The organism is Corallococcus sp. AS-1-6 (assembly GCF_020037015.1).
Classification (GTDB): domain Bacteria; phylum Myxococcota; class Myxococcia; order Myxococcales; family Myxococcaceae; genus Corallococcus.
Genome location: NZ_JAIQDE010000012.1, coordinates 76,890 through 95,882, shown reverse-complemented (window position 1 = coordinate 95,882; position 18,993 = coordinate 76,890). Strand labels below are relative to the sequence as shown.

14 protein-coding genes are annotated in these 18,993 nt (G+C 71.2%); 7 read left to right on the top strand and 7 right to left on the bottom strand.

All coding sequences use genetic code 11. The features are described from left to right. Window positions 1–200 precede the first annotated feature (200 nt). On the top strand, window positions 201–554 hold the full coding sequence (locus tag K8612_RS18410) for a hypothetical protein (protein ID WP_223763215.1): 354 nt from the start codon (window positions 201–203) through the stop codon (window positions 552–554). Between the two features lie 59 nt (window positions 555–613). Here K8612_RS18410 and K8612_RS18405 read toward each other — a convergent pair whose 3' ends face one another. Beyond that, window positions 614–1,459, bottom strand: a complete 846-nt coding sequence (locus tag K8612_RS18405; RefSeq protein ID WP_223763214.1) for an NmrA family NAD(P)-binding protein — start codon at window positions 1,457–1,459, stop codon at window positions 614–616. Continuing rightward, window positions 1,456–1,887, bottom strand: coding sequence for a nuclear transport factor 2 family protein (locus K8612_RS18400; protein WP_223763213.1), 432 nt, complete (start codon window positions 1,885–1,887; stop codon window positions 1,456–1,458). Before K8612_RS18400 ends, K8612_RS18405 begins: the two co-directional genes overlap by 4 nt. Window positions 1,888–1,981: 94 nt before the next feature. Here K8612_RS18400 and K8612_RS18395 point away from each other — a divergent pair, with 94 nt between their 5' ends. Further along, entirely contained in the window at window positions 1,982–2,947 is a 966-nt protein-coding gene (locus K8612_RS18395; protein ID WP_223763212.1) for an AraC family transcriptional regulator, read from the top strand. Window positions 2,948–3,236: 289 nt separating this feature from the next. On the opposite strand, the gene ileS is transcribed toward K8612_RS18395, so the two are convergent. From ileS to K8612_RS18380, 3 genes are all read right to left on the bottom strand, one after another. Then, window positions 3,237–6,980: an isoleucine--tRNA ligase gene (gene ileS, locus K8612_RS18390; protein ID WP_223763211.1), complete on the bottom strand. Its 3,744-nt coding sequence runs from the start codon at window positions 6,978–6,980 to the stop codon at window positions 3,237–3,239. 129 nt (window positions 6,981–7,109) lie between these two features. Then, window positions 7,110–8,696 carry an SDR family NAD(P)-dependent oxidoreductase gene (locus K8612_RS18385; RefSeq protein WP_223763210.1) on the bottom strand — a complete coding sequence of 529 codons (1,587 nt, stop codon included), beginning with the start codon at window positions 8,694–8,696 and terminating at the stop codon, window positions 7,110–7,112. Window positions 8,697–8,800: 104 nt separating this feature from the next. Next, a complete protein-coding gene (locus K8612_RS18380; RefSeq protein ID WP_223763209.1) occupies window positions 8,801–9,661 on the bottom strand; it encodes a sulfotransferase in 861 nt (286 codons plus the stop codon). A 171-nt stretch (window positions 9,662–9,832) separates the two neighbouring features. Here K8612_RS18380 and K8612_RS18375 point away from each other — a divergent pair, with 171 nt between their 5' ends. From K8612_RS18375 to K8612_RS18355, 5 genes are all read left to right on the top strand, one after another. Further along, complete coding sequence (locus K8612_RS18375; RefSeq protein WP_223763208.1) at window positions 9,833–10,054, top strand: mersacidin/lichenicidin family type 2 lantibiotic; 222 nt, start codon at window positions 9,833–9,835, stop codon at window positions 10,052–10,054. Between the two features lie 155 nt (window positions 10,055–10,209). Next, complete coding sequence (locus tag K8612_RS18370; RefSeq protein ID WP_223763207.1) at window positions 10,210–13,434, top strand: type 2 lanthipeptide synthetase LanM family protein; 3,225 nt, start codon at window positions 10,210–10,212, stop codon at window positions 13,432–13,434. Further along, window positions 13,434–14,375, top strand: a complete 942-nt coding sequence (locus tag K8612_RS18365; protein WP_223763206.1) for an efflux RND transporter periplasmic adaptor subunit — start codon at window positions 13,434–13,436, stop codon at window positions 14,373–14,375. The genes K8612_RS18370 and K8612_RS18365 overlap by 1 nt, the downstream gene beginning before the upstream one ends. Further along, on the top strand, window positions 14,372–15,319 hold the full coding sequence (locus K8612_RS18360) for an HlyD family efflux transporter periplasmic adaptor subunit (protein WP_223763205.1): 948 nt from the start codon (window positions 14,372–14,374) through the stop codon (window positions 15,317–15,319). Before K8612_RS18365 ends, K8612_RS18360 begins: the two co-directional genes overlap by 4 nt. Continuing rightward, window positions 15,309–17,507: a peptidase domain-containing ABC transporter gene (locus K8612_RS18355; protein ID WP_223763204.1), complete on the top strand. Its 2,199-nt coding sequence runs from the start codon at window positions 15,309–15,311 to the stop codon at window positions 17,505–17,507. The genes K8612_RS18360 and K8612_RS18355 overlap by 11 nt, the downstream gene beginning before the upstream one ends. Window positions 17,508–17,646: 139 nt before the next feature. On the opposite strand, the gene K8612_RS18350 is transcribed toward K8612_RS18355, so the two are convergent. Together K8612_RS18350 and K8612_RS18345 are read right to left on the bottom strand one after the other, a co-directional pair. Beyond that, entirely contained in the window at window positions 17,647–18,075 is a 429-nt protein-coding gene (locus K8612_RS18350) for a YciI family protein (protein WP_223763203.1), read from the bottom strand. Between the two features lie 102 nt (window positions 18,076–18,177). Next, on the bottom strand, window positions 18,178–18,942 hold the full coding sequence (locus K8612_RS18345) for an SDR family oxidoreductase (RefSeq protein WP_223739060.1): 765 nt from the start codon (window positions 18,940–18,942) through the stop codon (window positions 18,178–18,180). Window positions 18,943–18,993: the final 51 nt, after the last annotated feature.

The following is an 18,993-nucleotide window of genomic DNA, read 5'->3' as shown; positions in this document are numbered from 1 at the left end:
GCAATGCCCTGGTGGGCCCGCCCGCCCGGAGTGCACGGCAGTCCCCATGCGTCACCGGGACGTCCCCAGATGACCGTTAGCCGCAATTAAATCGGATTAAGCGGCTTTGACTCGTATTTTTGCTGTTGGTAGGGATTGGGCGTCCCGGCAATCGCAATCCCAGGCGAGCTGGGACATCACCCCTGCATGGAGGCGATGTGATGAAGCGTCAAAGCCTGTTCCTGGTCTTGTTGGTGTTGCCGTTGCTGGCGTGCGGCGGCATGGACATGGCGCCGGAGGAGACGACGTCTGACGTGGAGGTGGGCAGCATCGAGTCGCAGTTGCAGCCCAACTGGGCGTCGTGCAGCGGAGACTCGGACTGCGCCTCCAATCGCTGTGGCTGCAACGGGGGCACGACCCGCGTGTGTCTGCCGAACTCGACGTATCCGAAGCAGTGTGCCAACTGGACGGCGTGCACCAGCGATTCGCAGTGCACGTCCAACTGGTGCGGCTGCAACGGTGGGCAGGTGAAGGTCTGCCTGCCGAACTCCAGCTATCCGAAGACCTGCACCTGAGCCGTCCGCGCCGCCGCCCGTCGCCCGGGCGGTGGCGCGTCTCCCTTGAGGGCGCGGACTCAACGCCAGACGTCCGGGTGGGCCCGGATGAAGGACTCGAAGTCCCGAGGCGGCCGTCCGGTGACCCGGAGCACGGTGTCCGTGACGCGGTCCTCCGCGCCGTCGCGGATGAGCATGTCGAGCTGCGTGAGGAAGCGCGCGTAGACTTCCGGCATGCCGGAGTCCTGGAGGTGCCGTTGGGCCTCGGCGGGCGTCGCGTGCACGTGCCGGATGGAGCGGCCCGCCACCCGGGACAGGATGGCCGCGAGGTCGTCGTAGCTCAGCGCCTGGGGCCCGGTGATGACGTGCGCGGTGTCGTGCGGCTTCGCATCCGCCAGCGCCCGGATGCCCACCGCCGCGATGTCCGCCGCGTCCACGAAGCCCACCCGTCCCTGGCCGGTGGCCGTCACCAGCGCGCCGTCGCGCTGGAGGCTGGCCGCGTGGTGGTGGCCGGGGCTGATGAAGTTCTGCATGAACCACGACGGTTGGAGCACGGCCCACTCTGGCGCGTGCGTGCGCAGGAAGTGGTGCACCTGCCCCAGCCCCGGGCCCTGCTCTGGAACGACGGACGAGGAGAGCAGGACGACCCGCCGCACGCCGCCAGCCAGCGCGCGCTTCAGGACGGAGGTCATCAGGATGGACGGGTCCTCCACCAGCGCGGGCGCCAGGGCATACAGCCGGTCCACGCCTTCGAACGCGGCCTCGTGCGTGGACGGATCCGCCCAGTCGAAGCGCACGTGCCCGGCGGCGGTGGGCGGTCGCGCATCGCGCGTGGCGGTGCGCACCGTGAAGCCCTCCGCCATGAGCCCTTGCGCGATGGGGCGGCCCGTGTTGCCAGCGGCTCCAATGACGAGGATGCGCGTCATGCCTGCTGCCGGGTGAAGGACTCGAAGGTGCCGCGGGGCGCGGCCAGCGGGTTCCAGTACTCGCGGTAGTGCACGATGCGGCCGTCCCGCACCTGCACCCGCATCACGTAGTCCTGCTCGTAGGGGACGTTCCCGGGCTGCAACGTGGCCGTGCCGTGCACCTCCAGCCAACCCGTCGTTGAATCCACGCCCGGGTAGCGCCGGACGTCCGTGAAGGTGAGCCCCTGGAAGTGCTTCGTGATGGGCGCGAAGTAGGCGCGGATGGCCTCGATGCCCTCCAGCCGCGACGGCCTGCCGAGCGAGGGGGCGTAGGGGAACTCGACGACGGCGTCGTCCGCGAAGAGCGCCAGCCAGCGCTCGACGTCCGTGGCGATGAGCGCGAGGTGCGCGTCCATCAGCCGGGACAGGTCAGGGGAAGTGTGGTCCATGTGCGGCCTCCAGCAAGAGGTGATGGACCAGGAATAGGCCGCTCGTTATGGACGCTCCATGTCACCGCGTCCAAAAGAACTGTCTCAAAGTCCAATGCCTCCGGACGGGAAGACCGACGTGGTCTCCGACGTGCTGGAGACGCTGCGGTTCAAGACGCTGCTCTTCGGCCGCTTCGAGCTGGGCGCGCCCTGGGCGGTGCGCCTGCCCCGCAAGGCCAACGCCTCCTTCTACGTGGTGGCGCGTGGGAGCCTGCGCCTCCAGGTGGAGGGCGCGGCGAAGCCGGTGTTCCTGTCCGCCGGAGACGTGGTGCTGCTGCCCCGGGCGCCCGCGCACGTGCTGGATGACGGCGGCCGCCGCACCCCCGCCGCGAGCGACTTCGTCCCGGCGCAACGGCTCCGCCCACCCGCCGCGCGGCTGGGGGGCACCGGGCCGCTCACCACGCTCATCACCGGCTGCTTCCAGTTCGGCGCGGACCCGTCGCATCCGCTGCTGAGGGCCTTCCCCTCCATCATCCGCCTGTCCACGCAGGAGGGGCAGGGGACGCCCTCGCTCGCCGCGAGCGTGCAGCTCATCACCGCGGAGACCGCCCTTCCGGGGCCCGGCAGCGCGCTGGTGCTGGGCCGGCTGGCGGACGTGCTGCTCGTCCATGCGCTGCGGGCCCAGACGGCGCTCGGAGGCGCGGGGCAGGCGGGATGGAAGGCGCTGGCGGACCCGGCCATCGGGAACGCGCTCGCGTTGATGCACGAGCAGCCCGGCGCCCCATGGACGTTGGAGCGGCTGGCCCGTTCCGTGGGGGTGTCCCGCTCCGGGTTCGCCGCGCGCTTCCACGCGCTGGTGGGAGAGACGCCGCTGCACTACCTGGCCCACTGGCGGATGATCCGCGCCGCGCGCTGGCTGCGCGAATCCACTGACAGCCTGGACACCATCGCCGAGCGCGCCGGCTACGAAAGCGGGCCCGCCTTCAGCAAGGCCTTCAAGCGCCACTGGGGCGTGGGGCCCGGCGCATATCGGCGGGCGCCCACGGACAGCGAAGCCCGCCTGGTCCTTGCTGACACGTAAGCTGTAAAGTGCGCGGCGGGACGTATGACCCGCCCCACGTCGCTGAGCGCGGGCACCTGCCGCGTGGACACGCTCGTCTACACGGCGGACTGGTCCCAGACGCTGCTGTACCGCAACGACACGACGTTCACCGCGAACTGAGGCGCGGCCTTCCGGCGGTCCTCGGTGGGGTCATGTTCAAGCCCGCGCCCTGACGTGGTTCACGAAGTGGCGCTGACGGGCGACACCCAAGGCTCCGGGGATGGGGCTCCCCGGAGCGGTCCTTCCCTGCGCTCCGGAGGTCCGGAGCTCAGGCGCGCTCGACGCGCAGCTTCGCGGGGAGGCCGTTGAGGCTGGCCTCCTCCTCCGTGCCGGTGAGCCCCTCGGGGCCCACGTGGATTTCGGAGGCGAGCGTCTCGCGGGCGATCTCCTCGCGGGCCGCGTCGACCACGCGCTTCACGCGCTCATCGCCGTCCACCCAGAGGCGGATGCGGTCGGTGTAGCCCAGGTTCATGTCCTTGCGGGAGCCCTGCACGCGCGCCAGCAGCTCGCGCACCAGGCCTTCGTCCACCAGGGCCTCCGTGAGCTGCGTGTGCATCACCACCACGCCCACGGCCCCGCCCGCGGCGGCGTAGCCCGGCTGCGCCTCCACCAGCGTCTCCAGCTCCTCGGCCGGGAAGACCATGTCCTCGCCGCCCACGTTCAGGGCCACCTTGCCCGTGGTGAGCAGCTCCTGGTGCAGCGCGCGGCCGTCGCCCGAGTCGAACGCCTTGCGCACCGGCGCGAGCTTGGGGCCCAGCCGGCTGCCCATGGCGCGCAGGTTGGGGCGCACGCGGTAGCGCACCACGTCCGCCTCCGGGCTGCCCGGCTCCACCAGCTTCACGGTGTGCACGTTCAGCTCGTCGCTGATGAGCGCCTGGTACACCGCCACGCGCTCCGTCAGCTCACGGCGCGACAGGATGACGTCCGCGCGCGACAGCGGCTGGCGCACCTTGAGCCGGTTGTCCGTGCGGACCTTGAGGCCCAGCGACACCAGCTCGCGCACGGCGCCCATCTCCGCGGCCAGCCCCTCGTCGATGAGGCTCGTGTCCACGTCCGGGAAGCGCGCCAGGTGCACGCTCTCCGGCTGCGACGCGCCCCACGGCTTGCCCACCAGGTTGCCCCACATCTCGTCCGCGAAGAACGGGATGAAGGGGGCGGACATGGCGGTGAGGGTCGTCAGGGCTTCGTAGAGCGTGAAGTACGCGTCCTGCTTGTCCTGCTCGAAGCCCGGCGCCCAGAAGCGCTCGCGGCTGCGGCGCAGGTACCAGTTGGACAGCGCGTCCACCAGCGCCACCATCCGCTGGGCCGCGTCGTAGACCTGGTACGTGTCCAGCGCCTTGGCCACGTCGCGCAGGGTGAGCTGCACCTCGGAGAGGATCCACCGGTCCAGCACCGGCCGGGCCTTCACCTCGCGCCAGCCCTGGCTCTTGCGGATGGCCAGCCACGGGGCCTCCGTGCTGCCCGCGGTGCCCTTCGCCGGGTTGAACCCGTCGATGTTCGCGTAGATGGTGAAGAACGAGTAGACGTTGCGCAGCTTGACCTGGAAGTCCTTCTGCAACAGCCGCACGTTCGCCAGCGAGTGGCGCGTGTTGGACCAGGTGGGGCTGGCCGCGTAGAAGAACCACCGGAACGCGTCCGCGCCCGGCGCCTTGGTGGCGGGGTCCTTGAGCACCACGCGCTCGGTGGCCGCCAGCCGGGGCACCTCCACCGGCATCACGTCCACGCCGCGCGCGGAGGGCTTCACGTCCAACTGCTGGAGCTCCGGCGGCGCCAGCAGCACCACGCGGCGCTTGAGCTTCTTGTGGACCTTCAGCGTCACCGTGACGGGCTTCTCCGGCCGGTCCGGGCGGAACAGCAGCACCTTCGCGCCCTCCTGCGTGTCCAGGCCCTCCAGGTCCTCGCGCGCGATGAGCGCCACGCCGGGCTCCGCGGGGACGCCGGCCTCCGTGGCGGTGAGCACCGCGAAGTCCATGCGCACCTCGTCCAGGATGATCTCCGGCGGGGTGTAGTTGCCCTTGGACTTGGACTCCTTCTTGCCCTCCTTGTCGGAGACGTGTCCCAGCACGATGCAGCTCTTGTACGGCATGGGCCACTCGCGCTTGGGCGTCAGGCCCACGCGCTTCTGCGTCTCCTCGTCGAAGAGGAGCGTGCTGACCATGAGCAGCGAGTAGAACCAGCCGCGCGTCTGGTCGATGGCCTCCGAGATGAAGTCCGCCGGGAACGCGCGGTTGAAGATCTCCCGGGAGCCTTCCGCGTGCGGGAAGCCCCACTGCGCGAAGGGCATGCAGCCGGAGTCGAACCACACGTCCACCACTTCCGGGACGCGCTGGAACTTGCCGCTGGCGCCGGGCTTCTCGTACGTCACCTTGTCGATCCACGGCTTGTGGACCAGCAGGTGCTCGGCGTTGGACTCGTGGGGCTTGCCGGCGAGGAACGCCTTCAGCTCCGCCTCCACGGCGGCCACGTTGTTGCCCGGCTTCTGGCGCAGCTCCGCGATGGAGGCCACGGCCTCCGTCTCACCCGTCTCCGAGTGGATCCACAGGGGCAGCGGCGTGCCCCAGTAGCGCTCGCGCGACAGGGCCCAGTCCACGTTGTTGGCCAGGAAGTCGCCGAAGCGGCCGTCCTTGATGTTCTCCGGGACCCAGTTGACCTGCTGGTTGTTGGCCTGGGCCTGCTCGATGACGGAGGTGGTGCGGATGTACCAGGCGGGGCGGGCGTACTGGATGAGCGGGTCTTCGTCCGCGCGCCAGCAGAAGGGGTACTCGTGGCGGTACTGCTCCGTGTGGATGAGCAGCCCGCGCTCCTTCAGGTTGCGCTGCAGGTCCTTGTCCGCGTCCTTCACGAAGCGGCCGGTGACGAGCGGCACCTCTTCGGAGAAGGTGCCGTCCGGCTTCACCGCGCAGCGCATGACCAGCGCGTCCGGGTCCTGGAAGCGCGTGGCGTCCTTGCGGTAGGCCTTGTAGTCGTCCTCGCCGAAGGCGGGCGCCGTGTGGACGATGCCCGTGCCGCTGTCCAGCGTGACGAAGTCCGCCGGAATCACGCGCCAGCCCACCGTGTCCTGTCCGCCGTCCTTCAGCGGCAGCGTGGCGTCCGCCTCCTTCGCGAAGTACGTGTCGAAGGGCGGCGTGTAGCGCTTGCCGACCAGGTCGCTGCCCTTCTGCGTGGACAGCACGGGCAGGTCCTTCTTCAGCTTCTTGGCCAGCTCCTCGCGCAGCGCGGCGGCGAGGATGAGCTTGCGGTCGCCCGCGTCCACCGTGACGTAGTCCACGGACGGGTTGACGGCGGCGTACATGTTGGACGGCAGCGTCCAGGGCGTCGTCGTCCAGATGAGCAGCGCGGTGTCCGGAGCGTCGCGCAGCGGGAAGGCCACGTAGACGCTGGGGTCGTCCACCGTCTTGTAGCCCAGGCCCACCTCCGCGGCGGACAGCGCGGTGCCGCCGCGCGGCCACCACCAGACCACCTTGTGGCCCTGGTACAGGAGGCCCTTCTTGTAGAGCTCGGAGAGCGCCCACCACACGCTCTGCACGAAGCCGCGGTGATAGGTGACGTAGGCCTCGTTGAGGTCCACCCAGAAGCCGATGCGCTGGGTCAGCCGCTCCCACTCGGAGGTGTAGCGGAACACGGACTCGATGCAGCGCTCCGTGAAGGGCTCCACGCCGTACTTCTCGATCTCCGCCTTGCCGTGGATGCGGAGCTCCTTCTCCACCTCCACCTCGACCGGCAGGCCGTGCGTGTCCCAGCCCGCCTTGCGCGGCACGTAGTGGCCCCGCATGGTCTGGTAGCGGGGGAACAGGTCCTTGATGACGCGCGTGAGGACGTGGCCGTTGTGGGGCAGGCCGTTCGCGGTGGGCGGGCCTTCGTAGAAGACGAAGGGAGTCTTGCCTTCGTTCGCCTTGAGCGATTTCTCGAAGATGCCGCGCTCCTTCCAGAAGGCCAGGATGCGGCGCTCCTCGGCCGGGAAGTCCATCTCCACGGGGACCGCGTTGAACAGGGGCGAAGGCTTTTCGGACATGGTGGCGTGCTTGATACCACCGGCCCGGCCCTTTGGCAGTGAATCCGGGGCCTTGCGAACCCGCCCGCACGCCGGTAGACAGATTCGCCTAAGCTGGAATGCCTGGAATCCTGGCTGGCGGCCGGGGGCTCACCAGTCCGTGGGGCGGTAGTCCTTGAAGAAGTTGCCCCAGACGTTCTCGCCGGTGTTCACGGCGGTGATGACGGGGTCCACGACGCGCGCGGCCCCGTCCACGATGTCCAGCGGGGGCTGGAAGTCCAGCTCCTGCGTCTTGCGCTCGGCGAAGCGGGCGGGGTCTTCGTCCGTCACCCAGCCGGTGTCCACCGCGTTCATGAAGATGCGGTCGCGCGCGTAGTCCGGCGCGGAGGTGAGCGTCATCATGTTCAGCGCGGCCTTGGCCATGTTGGTGTGGGGGTGCCGGTCCGTCTTCGTCCAGCGGCTGAAGCTGCCCTCCATGGCGGACACGTTGACGATGTGGCCCGGGCGCGAGCGGTCCTTCAGCATCAGCGGCTTCAGCTTCCCGCACAGGATGAAGGGCGCCACCGCGTTCACCAGGTGCACCTCCAGCATCTCCGCGGTGCGCACCTCCGACAGCTTGAGGCGCCAGGAGTTCGTGGCCCGCAGGTCCACCTGCTGCAGGTCCGCGTCCAGCCGGCCCTCCGGGAAGAGGGCGCGCGTGTCGCCCTCCTGCTCCATGGCGTAGGGGAGCAGCGACAGCGCGGCGGACGAGTGGATGCCCAGCGCCGGGTCGCTGCTGCGCCAGGTCGCCACGGGCAGGGACGCGCTGCCCGGGTCCCCCGAACCCAGCGCGGGGCGGAGCGCGGCGACGCAGGACGCGTGGCCCGCGAGCAGCGGGCGCAGCTCCGGGGCCAGGGACTCCAGGTCGCGCAGCTCGCCGTCCAGCAGGTGCTGGTAGAAGCCCGGCGGCCGGCGCACCGTCTGGGCGGCGTTGTTGATGAGGATGTCCAGCCGCTCGTACGTCTGTTCGATGTGGCGAGCGAACAGCTCCACGCTGGGCGCGTGACGCAGGTCCAGGCCGTGCACCTGGAGCCGGTGGGCCCAGTCCGCGAAGTCCGGCTCGCGCGCGTAGCGGTGCACCGCGTCCTGGGGGAAGCGCGTGGTGGCGATGACGGTCGCCCCCGAGCGCAGCAGCATCAGCGACGCCTGGAAGCCAATCTTCACCCGCGCGCCGGTGATGAGCGCCACCTGGCCCTGGAGGTCCGCGCGCTGCGTGCGCCGGGCGTGGTTCAGGTCCCCGCACGGGATGCACATGGCGTCGTAGAAGAAGTGGACCTTGCGGAACTCCACCTTGCACACGTAGCACTTGCGCGGCACCTCCAGCAGGCGCTCCGGCGCGGCCTCCGGGGGCGGCGCGGGCAGCGCGGGCAGGGAGAGCACCGGCGCCTTGCGCAGCACGCGGATCTCCGTGCTGGAGCGCACCGCGCGGTCGTTGGCGCGCAGCACGTCCTTCTTCTCCTTCCGGAGCGCGTTGACCATCCGGGACTTCGTGGCCTTGTCCGGGTGGATGAGCCGGCCCGCGGCGGCCATCAGCGCGTGGTGGTCCTGCGGCGGCAGGTGGTGCAGCAGCGCGCGGTGCTCGGCGAGCGTGCCGAGCAGCGCCGTGGCGCGGCGCACGTCCTCCACGGAGACGTCGGGCGGCGGAGCCGTTTCGGTGTCGGACGGGGGCGGGAGGTTGTCGACGGCCGGAGTCTTCACGTCCTGGTGATTACCCTCCCGGGCGCTCCAGGGAAAGGAGCGGCGGGCCGCGGGACGGCGGGCGGTCCTCCGTGCAGGCGGGCGATGACGCGGCCCTGGGCCGCTCAGGGGGCCTTCGTGGCGTCCTGCTCCAGGCGGACGACGCCGTCGGCCCGGTAGAACTGGCGGTAGTACCAGGCGTTCCGGCTGACGATGTCACCCAGGATGCGCGCGGACAGGTCCGCGTCCGCGAAGCTCCCGGGCGCGGACAGCCTGGGCGAGACCCGGTGCAGGAACTTGAAGTGGTAGTGCGAGTCGCTTTCGTGGGTCTGCTGGGTGATGTGCTCCAGGGAGAGCGTCTCCGGCTGCGCGCCCAGCCACCGGAGCAGCTCCTGCGTGTACCCGCCCGGGTCCTGGATGAACGACTCGAAGCGCCAGAAGAACAGGTTCGCGCGCAGGTCCGGGACGTCGTTCAGGTTCGCGAGCGCCCGGAGCGGCCCCCCGACGGTGCCCGCGCTGGCGAACAACTGCGTCGCCCGCGCCTCCACCAGGTTCTGCTCCATCTGGCCGGGGAAGGTCAGCAGCAGCGTCTTGCGGTGCTGCAGCTCGATGCTCTTGTAGATGTCCCGCAGGTCCCTCAGGCAGACGATCATCTTGAAGTCCGGGTAGAGCTCCCGGAGTGTCTCCACGATGAAGAGCCAGTAGCGGCTCTTGTCGACCGTGAAGGGCTTGTCCGTGTCGGCGGACCAGGCCTCCATGAACGCGCGGGTCGCGCGCCCCAGCCGCCGGTAGACCTGCTCGAAGTCCGCGTCGAGCTGCGCCAGCAGCGCGGCATCCTGGCTCCAGCTCTGCCGCATCGACTCCACCAGCGAGGACAGGGGCGAGGTCGGGGTCGCGTGAATCCGCGCGTGCATCCCCAGGATGTTGCACAGCAGCGTCGAGCCACTCCGGGGAAGCCCGGTCAGGAACACCAGCGACCTTGTCATGGTGAGGCTCCGATGGCGGCGGTCTGGCCTCGCCTCCCGGGATTCTCCGCGACGCACCGCACCCCGGCAAGTCGCATGTTTCAGACGGAATTCCTGCCTGGGCCACTGCTTTTGTATTTCGGGATGAGCACGCTATCCTCAACAAGCCGTCAAAAAAGGAGGCGGCCCCCCATGATGACCCAGGACATGATCATCCGTGCTTGGAAGGACCCGTCGTTCCGCGCCACCCTTAGCGCCGAGCAGCTCGCCGAGCTGCCCGCGAGCCCCTCGGGCCCGACGATGAACGAGCTGACCGAGGGAGACCTGATGGACGTCGTGGGCGGCCTGCAGGCCGTCAGCCACCGCAACTCCTGTGGCTACATCTGCACCCTCACGACCGAGTGTGGTTGCTGAAAAACCGTTGGATGGCGGCGCTGCTCCCCGGCTGGGGAGCGGCCTGCCCTTCCCGAGGCGCGGGGGCTCCGGCTCCCGTGCCTTTTTCGTCTCCGCCCGGAAGTGCCATGCTCCTTGCGGCGCGGGGTTGCCGGTGAATGGAGCGCAGGGCACGCATGCGAGATTTCGTAGGGTCTGAAGCCTGGATGAAGGCGGCGTTCCTCCATGAGCGGGCCCTGTCCGAGGGGGAGGAGCTCGCGGCCGGCGAACTCCAGCAGGCCGAGCAGCGGTTCCAGGCGTGGAAGAAGAGCACGCTGAGCGATGACACCTGCTTCGGGGAGCGGCTGCGCAGCGCGGGGCTGGATGAGGCGTCGTTTCAGCGGCTGCTCGCCCGCGGCACCGCGCGGCGGGACGCGCTGGAGTGGCTGCCGCGCTTGCGCGAGGTGCTGGAGGACGGCTGCGCGGACGTCGTCCTCCCGCCGCCGCCGGACGCCGGTCAGCGGATGCGCGTGCCCGCCCTGACCCGCCGCTTCCTCCAGTGGGGGCTTCGCCAACTGCGGGCCGGAGTGGAGGCGCTGGCCGCGCGCCACGGGGGCTCCGCGGAGGCGCTGCTGGACCCGCGCGCGGAGGCCCAGTGGGTGGAGTCGCTGGACCAGCGGCTGATGAGCCACGCGACCCGGGCCCTGGTGCTGGAGCTCAACGTGACCCGCATGCGCGGCGAGCTGCGGGGGGACACGCCCCAGGCGCGGTTCGAGGACTTCGCCGTGCGCATCCTGGAGGCGCCGGGCCGGCTGGGCACGTTCCTGGAGGAGTTCCCGGTCCTGGCGCGGCTGATGGTGGTGTCCCTGGAGCGCTGGCTCCAGAGCAGCCTGGAGCTGCTGACGCGGGTGGCGGAGGACCGGGCGCACCTGGGCGCGGTGCTGGACGGAGGGCGTGCGCCCGGGGCGCTGGTGTCGGTGCGGACCGGGGCGGGGGACCTGCACCGCGGCGGGCGCAGCGTGGCGCTGCTGACGTTCAGCTCCGGCCTGCGGGTCGTCTACAAGCCCCGGGCCCTGGAGATTGAAGCGCGCTACCAGGAGCTGCTGGGCTGGTTGGAGCAGGGCGGCCTGCGCCACCCGCATCGGCGGCTGAAGGTGCTGATGCGCGAGGGCTACGGCTGGGTGGAGAACGTCGAGACGGGCGGCTGCGACACGCGCGAGGCCGTGGAGCGCTTCTACTGGCGGCAGGGCAGCCACCTGGCGCTGCTGTACCTGCTGCGCGCGGTGGACTTCCACTATGGGAACCTGCTGGCCGCGGGCGAGCACCCCGTGCTGGTGGACCTGGAGGGTTTGTTCCACCACCGGCCGTCCCTGGGCGAGGGGGACACGGCGATGCACCGGGCCGCGCTGGTGCTGGACCAGTCGGTGCTCAGCATCGGGCTCTTGCCCACGCTCTTCTTCGGCCGGGAGGGGCGGGCGGGGGTGGACCTGAGCGGCCTGGGCGGGGAGGCCGGGCAGTTGTATCCCCACTCCTCCGCCACGGTGGAGGACCGCGCCCAGGACACGATGCGCGTGGTGCACCGGCAGATGGCCACGTCGGGGGCCCACAACCGCCCCCTGCTGCACGGCCAGCCGGTGGACGTCACCGAGTTCGTGGACTCCATCGTGGACGGGTTCCGGGAGACGTACATGCACCTGTGCCGCCACCGCGACGCGGTGGCCCGCATGCTCCGGGACTTCCGGGACGTGGAGGTGCGGCACATCGCCCGGGCGACGATGCGCTACGGGTTCCTCCTGCAGGAGAGCCTCCACCCGGACTTCCTCCACGACGCGCTCGACCGGGACCAGGCCCTGGACAAGCTGTGGGCGGAGGTCCGCGTGCGCCCCACGCTGGGGCGCCTGGCGCCCTGCGAGCACGAGGACCTGCGGCTGGGGGACGTGCCCGTCTTCACCGCCCGGCCCGGCGAGCGCCACGTCTGGGACAGCCAGGGCCGGTGCGTGCCGGACTACTTCCTGCGCGCCAGCCTGGAGGACTCGCTCCAACTGCTGGCGGCGCTGGGCCCCGCGGGCTGCGACGCGCAGGTGGCGCTCATCCGCCAGTCCATGGTGGCCATCGACAAGGAGCGCGAGTCCGCCACCCGGACGTTCCCGGAGGCCGTGGCGTCCCTGCCGCCTCCGGCCACCGCCGAGGCGTGCCTCGCGGGCGCGGTGCAGTTGGGCGAGTACCTGGCGGCGAGCGCCATCCACGGCGCCCAGGACGTCACCTGGATTGGCGTGAGCCTCCAGGACCTGGAGCACTGGCGCTGGACGCTGTCGCCCCTCAACGCGGGGCTCTACGACGGCGTGGGCGGGCTGGCGCTCTTCTTCGGCTACCTGGGGGCCGTCACCGGGCGCTCCGACTTCGCGGCGCTGGCGCGCAAGGCGGCGGAGACGGTGCGCGTCCAGTGGCGCACGCCGGACCCCATGGATTACCCCGGCGTGGGGGCGCTCGCGGGACGCGCGTCCCATGTCTACGTGCTCAGCCACCTGGCCGAGGTGCTGGGGGAGCCCGGGCTGCTGGACGACGTCCTCGCGGGCCTGGGGGCGCTGGAGGCGAAGATCGACGCGGACAAGGCGCTGGACATGTGCAGCGGCGTCGCGGGCTGCGCGCTCGTGCTGTTGCGGCTGCACCAGCAGACCGGGAGCGCGGAGGCGCTGCGGCTGGCGAAGCGGTGCGGCGAGCGGATGCTCCAGACGGCAGCCGACTCCCAGCGCGGCGGCCGGGCCTGGCGGGTGCCCGCGGCCTCCCGCGAGCTCTCCGGGATGGCCCACGGCGCGACGGGGTTCATCTGGTCCCTGCTGGAGCTGGCCACGGCCACCGGGGTCGAGCGCTACCGGGAGGCGGCCCGCCAGGCGCTCGTCTTCGAGCGCACGCTGTTCGTTCCGGAGGTGGGCAACTGGCGCGACCTGCGCACGTCGAAGGAGGGCGACCCGCTGGTGCCCGGCGCGTTCCTCACGGCCTGGTGCAACGGCGCGTCCGGGGTGACGCTGGGCCGGCTTCTGTCCTCGCGGCACCTGGAGGATGCCGAGCTCGCGCGGGAGATCTCCGCGGGGCTGGACACCGTGCTGCGCGAGGGCTTTGGCGGCAGCCACTGCCTGTGCCACGGGGACGTGGGCAACCTGGAGATCCTCCACCTGGCCGGCGAGGTGCTGGGCGATGTCACCTGGAAGCAGGCCGCGCTGGCTCGGGCCGCGCGGGTGCTGGCGCAGGGACGGGATGGAAAGTGGCGCTGCGGCCTGCCGAAGTACAATGAAGCTCCGGGGCTGATGCTGGGACTGTCCGGCATCGGGCTCGGGTTGTTGCGACTCGCCTCGCCTTCCTTCGTTCCTTCGGTCCTGGCCCTGGAGCCCGTGCGCGCCGCGCCCCGCATGAATTCCGTGTGATGTCACGACGCGCGACATGGGTGCTGGGCCTGGCCACCCTGGTCTTCCTGGGGGCACTGCTGCTCATCCGGCGGCACGGCGGCCGCGGCATCGCGGCCCCTGCCCGGCCGGGCGGGTCTTCCTCGCGGGAGCTCACGCCCCGCGTGCTGGAGCCCGCGCTCCGGCGCGAGGGCTGGCTGGGCGTCATCGTCGCCGGCGGCAGCGTGGACGTGGCGGCCCGGCTGGAGGGCACCCTGGAGCGCGTGGACGCGCAGGTGGGGGACACCGTGCGCCAGGGGGCCGTGCTCGCCCGGCTGGACACGCGGGCCCTGCAGCGGGAGCTGGCCGTGGCGCAGGCCTCGCTCCAGGCGGGTGAGGCGGAGCAGCACATCGCCGCCATCGCGCTCACGGAGACGCAGGAGCGGCTCCAGCGCCGCTCCGACCCGAAGCAGTTGGCCCTGGGGGCCCTCTCCGAGGAGGAGCTCGCCACCGCGCGCTACCAGGAGCAGACCGCCGTGGCCCGCCTGCGCGCGGCGGAGGCGGGGGTGGCCGAGCGCAAGGCCCGCGTGGCGCAGATCGCCCAGAAGCTCTCCGACGCCGCCGTGGTGGCGCCCTTCGACGGGCAGGTGGCCATCCGCTACCTGGACACCGGGGCGATGGTGGCCCCCGGCCGCGCCCTCTTCCACCTCATCCGCACCGGCGCGCAGCAGGTGCGCTTCGCCGTCCCGGAGGACCAGGCGGCGGGCCTCACGCGGGGCACGCGGCTGTCCGTGGAGGTGCCTTCGCGGGGGCAGGTGCTGGAGGGCCGGGTGGAGAACCTGGCGCCGGAGGTGGACGCGGCCTCGCGCATGGTGCTGGCCATCGCCAGCGTGTCCCACGAGGCAGGGGCGCCGGTGCCCTCGGGCGTCGTGGTGCGGGTGTTCGTCCAGAAGGGCGCCGCTTCCCAGGCGGTCAGGCCATGACGTCCCGTCCAGGCCCGTTCCGTAAGGAGGCGCTGGAGTACCGGCAGCGGGCGCACGTGGAGTCCGGCGGGGACGTCCTGCGCATCAGCCCCGCGTGGACCCGGTGGGCCTACTGGGTGCTGGTGGGCGCGCTGGGCGCGGCGCTGCTCTTCTTCTGCGTGGGGATGCTCTTCGAATACGCGGCGGGCCCCGCGCTCATCCGCGTGGAGGGCAAGACGGACCTGACGGTCGCGTTCTCCGGCGTGGTGCTGAGCGTGGACGCGCAGCCCGGCCAGCGCGTCGTCGCGGGCCAGCCGCTGGTGCGCTTCGCGTCCGAGCAGGAGCAGGGGACCCTGGCGCGCATCTCCCGCGAGTTCGAGCTGCAGCTCGTCCGCTACCTGCGAGACCCCTCGGACGAAGGCGCGCGCCAGGCGCTCACGGGCCTGAGGGCCGAGCGCGAGCTGGCGCAGGCCCGGCTGGAGGAGCGCACGCTGCGCGCGCCCCACGCGGGCGTCGTGGGCGACCTGCGCTTGCAGCCCGGCCAGTACATCGCCTCCGGCGTGCGCGCGCTGTCGCTTTTGGGAGACGACGCCACGGTGGCGGTGCTGGCGTTCCTGCCGGGCCAGTACCGGCCGCTGCTCGTGCCGGGCATGGACCTGCGCCTGGAGCTCCAGGGCTTCGCCTACGAGTACCGCGACCTCGTCATCGAGTCCGTGGGCGATCAGATCATCGGGCCCGCGGAGGTGCGGCGCTACCTGGGGCCGGAGCTGGGGGACGCCATCCCCCTGGAGGGTGCGCTGGTGCTCGTGCGCGCGCGGCTGCCGCTGCGCACGTTCGTGCGCGAGGGCCGGACCTTCAACTACTACGACGGCATGCCCGCGCGCGCGGAGGCGCGGGTGAAGTCGGAGAGCATCCTGCTCACGCTCGTGCCTGGACTGAAGGAGCTGCTGCCCCATGGCGGATGAATCCGGGCGGGGGCTGGTGGAGCGCTTCCCCGCGCTGAAGCGGCTCCAGGAGGTGGCGAGGGGCCGACGCATCCCCGAGGTGCGGCAGATGACCGCGGCGGAGTGCGGCATCGCCTGCCTGGCCATGGTGCTGGGCTTCCACGGGCGGGGCGTGGGGCTGGACGACGTGCGGCTGGTGACGGGGGCCGCCCAGGACGGGCTCGCGGCGGCGCAGTTGCTGGCGGCGGGGCGCGCCTTCGGCCTGCGGGGGCGGGGCGTCTCCATCGACCTGGACGGCGTGCCGTTGCTGCCCACGGCGGCGGTGCTGCACTGGAAGTTCACCCACTTCGTCGTCTTCGAGCGGTGGACGCCCGAAGGCGTGCACGTCGTGGACCCGGCGCAGGGCCGCCGCTTCGTGTCCATGGAGCAGTTCCGGCAGTTCTTCACCGGCGTGGCGCTGCTCTTCGAGCCCGGCGAGGGCTTCGTGCGGGCCCCGGGCAAGCCCCGGCGCAGGTCGCGCTACGCGGAGAAGTTCGCGCGCCAGTCCCAGACGCTCACGCGGGTGTTCGTCCTGTCGTTGATGCTGCAGCTCCTGGCGCTCTCCATCCCGCTGCTGACGGGCCTGGTGGTGGACCGCGTCGTGCCGCGCGGCGACTACCACCTGCTCCTGGTGCTGGGCGTCGGCCTGGGCGCGCTGGTGTGCTTCCACCTGGTGACGTCGCTGGTGCGCAGCCACCTGCTCCTGGAATTGCGCACGCGGGTGGACTCGGACATGACGCTCGGGTTCCTGGAGCACCTGGTGTCGCTGGCGTACCCCTTCTTCCAGGTGCGCGCCGCGGGCGACCTGATGGCGCGCCTCAACGTCACCTCCACCGTGCGTGAGGTGCTCTCCTCCAGCCTCGTGTCCACGCTGCTGGATGGCGTGCTGGTGGTGCTCTACTTCCTCATCCTGATCGTGGCGAGCCCCGCGACGGCCCTGCTGGTGGGCGGCCTGGGCCTGTTGCAGGTGGGGGTGTTCTGGGTGTCCCGGCGCAAGCAGCGCGCCCTGCTGGCGCAGAACCTGGACCTGGAGGCGCGCAACCAGAGCTACCAGATTGAGATGCTCACGGGGATGCAGACGCTCAAGGCGTTCGGCGCGGAGCACCGCGCCGTGCAGCACTACTCCGGCCTCTTCGTGGACGTGCTCAACGTCACGCTGGCCCGCGGCCGGCTGACGGCGTGGGTGGATGCGCTCTCCGGCACGGTGCGGCTGAGCGCGCCGCTGCTCCTGCTGTGCCTGGGGGCGCTCCAGGTCCTGGAGGGACGGATGAGCCTGGGGGCGATGTTGAGCCTGAACGCGCTGGCCGTGGCCCTGCTCACGCCCCTGGCGAACCTGGTGTCCACGATGGGCCAGTTGCAACTGGTGGGCAGCTACATCGAGCGCATCGACGACGTGCTGGACACCCCGCCGGAGCGCGACGCGCCGCAGGCGGAGGCGGGCGTGGAGCTGCAGGGCCGCATCGAGATGGAGCGCGTGTCGTTCCGGTTCGGCCCCCTGTCTCCGATGATCATCCAGGACGTGTCCGTGCGCATCGAGCCCGGGCAACTGGTGGCCATCGTGGGGCGCTCCGGGGCGGGGAAGAGCACGCTCGCGAACCTGCTCTTGGGGCTCTATCTGCCCACGGGCGGGAGGGTGCTCTACGACGGGTTGGACCTGGCGGAGCTGTCCCTGAGCGCGGTGCGCGGGCAGGTGGGCATCGTCCTGCAGGAGCCGTCCTTCTTCGGGACGACGCTGCGCGCGAACATCGCGCTCAGCGATCCGGAGGCCTCCCAGGAGCGCATCATCGGCGCGGCGAAGCAGGCGCAGATCCACGATGAAATCCTGGCCATGCCCCTCCAGTACGACACGCCGCTGGCGGACCGGGGCATGTCCCTCTCCGGAGGCCAGCGGCAGCGGCTGGCCCTGGCGCGCGCCCTGGTCCGCAACCCGAAGATCCTCCTCTTGGACGAAGCGACGAGCGCCCTGGACTCCGTCACGGAGCACCGGGTCCAGGACGCGCTGGCCTCGCTCCACTGCACGCGCATCGTCATCGCGCACCGGCTGAGCACCATCCGCAAGGCGGACCTCATCCTGGTGATGGAGCACGGGCGCATCGTCGAGCAGGGACGCCACGACACGCTGGTGCAGGTGGACGGACCGTACGCGAAGCTGGTGGCGGCCCAGCTCTGAGCCTCCAGCCAGCCCTGCTTCAGCCCGGGCCCAGGCGGGGGCGCGTCACCTCGTTGGGGATGGGGCAGGGGCCTCACCCTGGAGATGACGCAGGGGAGGTGGCGGGAGCACCTCCGGAGGGCCTGGGCGCCCCCCCGCGTCACGGCGACTTCTTGAAGGTCTGGCTCCAGGTGGGCGCCACCTTCTCGATGAGCGTCACCAGCTCCGGCGGGATGTCCGCGGCGCCGGTGAGGGGGCGGACCTCCATCACGTCGTCGTTGCCCATGCCGCCCGGATAGCGGCGGGCCCACTCGATGGCCTCCTCCCTCGACTTCACCTCCAGCACGTAGAAGCCGCCGATGAGCTCCTTGGTCTCCGCGTAGGGGCCGTCCTTCACGGTGGACTTGCCGTCCTTGAAGACCACGTGCGCGCCCGGGGCGGGGCTGAGGCCCTCCGAGGCGACGAGCACGCCGGCCTTGTGCATCTCCTCGTTGAACTTCATCTGCGCGATGAAGACGGCCTCGTCGAAGGGCGCGTCCGAGTGCGTGGGCTCGAGGGTGGACGGGCGGGGGATGAGCATGAAGCGCATGGGGGGCTCCTGACAGTGGGGTCCAACCGCACGACGAATGACCGTGCGGTGGATCGACACGGGTATCTCACGAGCCGGTGCGCTTGAAGCGCAACCCCGGGTTCAGCTCGTCCGGGCCCGCTCCATCTCCACGGCGTCCGCGCCGGCGGGCAGGCGGAGCGGGGCGGACGGGTCGTTCACCACGCGCCAGATGGCCTCCACCACGTCAACCGACCGGGTGACCGGTCCCGAGGCATGCGCCGTCCTCTGCTCGAAGATGCTCCGCACGAAGCCGGCGTAGGCCTCGGGGACGGTGACGCCCTGATTCTGCCCTCGGGACTGGGCGTTCTGGGCGAAGGGCGTCTCCGGGGAGCGTCCCGGAATCACCAGGCCCACCCGCACGCCGAAGGGCTGGAGCTCCAGCGCGAGTGATTCGGTGAACGCGTTGAGCGCCGCCTTGCTCGCGGAGTACACGGCGAGCAGCGGGAGCGGCCTCAACGTCGTTCCCGACGAGACGTTCACGATGACCCCCGACTTCTGCTGCCGGAAGTGGGGCAGGAACGCCTGGGTCACGGTCATCGCTCCGAAGGTGTTCGTCTCGAAGGTGTCGCGGACCGTCTGCATGGACGTGCCCTCGAAGACGCCCATCAGGCCCACGCCCGCGTTGTTGACCAGCACGTCGATGGGGCCCGCGGCCTCCACCAACCCGCGGATGCTCGCCGGGTCGGTGACGTCGAGCGGGAGCACGCGCAGGTGCTCGGAGCGGGGCAGCACGTCCTCGCGCGGCTTGCGCATCGTGGCGATGACCTTCCAGCCGTGTTCGAGGAAGTGACGGGCGGTGTCGAGGCCGAAGCCGGACGAGCAGCCGGTGATCAAGATGGTCTTCATGGGGATTCCTGTCGGTGCGGGTTCGGTGACGGATATACGGAGCGCCATCCG

What these genes read in the sequence shown, in the direction of transcription:
- K8612_RS18410 (WP_223763215.1), top strand. Translation starts at nt 201, where the DNA reads ATGAAGCGTCAAAGCCTGTTCCTGGTCTTGTTGGTGTTGCCGTTGCTG.
- K8612_RS18380 (WP_223763209.1), bottom strand. Translation starts at nt 9,661, where the DNA reads ATGACAAGGTCGCTGGTGTTCCTGACCGGGCTTCCCCGGAGTGGCTCG.
- K8612_RS18405 (WP_223763214.1), bottom strand. Translation starts at nt 1,459, where the DNA reads ATGACGCGCATCCTCGTCATTGGAGCCGCTGGCAACACGGGCCGCCCC.
- K8612_RS18345 (WP_223739060.1), bottom strand. Translation starts at nt 18,942, where the DNA reads ATGAAGACCATCTTGATCACCGGCTGCTCGTCCGGCTTCGGCCTCGAC.
- K8612_RS18360 (WP_223763205.1), top strand. Translation starts at nt 14,372, where the DNA reads ATGACGTCCCGTCCAGGCCCGTTCCGTAAGGAGGCGCTGGAGTACCGG.
- K8612_RS18395 (WP_223763212.1), top strand. Translation starts at nt 1,982, where the DNA reads ATGCCTCCGGACGGGAAGACCGACGTGGTCTCCGACGTGCTGGAGACG.
- K8612_RS18400 (WP_223763213.1), bottom strand. Translation starts at nt 1,887, where the DNA reads ATGGACCACACTTCCCCTGACCTGTCCCGGCTGATGGACGCGCACCTC.
- K8612_RS18365 (WP_223763206.1), top strand. Translation starts at nt 13,434, where the DNA reads ATGTCACGACGCGCGACATGGGTGCTGGGCCTGGCCACCCTGGTCTTC.
- K8612_RS18355 (WP_223763204.1), top strand. Translation starts at nt 15,309, where the DNA reads ATGGCGGATGAATCCGGGCGGGGGCTGGTGGAGCGCTTCCCCGCGCTG.
- ileS (WP_223763211.1), bottom strand. Translation starts at nt 6,980, where the DNA reads ATGTCCGAAAAGCCTTCGCCCCTGTTCAACGCGGTCCCCGTGGAGATG.
- K8612_RS18375 (WP_223763208.1), top strand. Translation starts at nt 9,833, where the DNA reads ATGATGACCCAGGACATGATCATCCGTGCTTGGAAGGACCCGTCGTTC.
- K8612_RS18370 (WP_223763207.1), top strand. Translation starts at nt 10,210, where the DNA reads ATGCGAGATTTCGTAGGGTCTGAAGCCTGGATGAAGGCGGCGTTCCTC.
- K8612_RS18350 (WP_223763203.1), bottom strand. Translation starts at nt 18,075, where the DNA reads ATGCGCTTCATGCTCATCCCCCGCCCGTCCACCCTCGAGCCCACGCAC.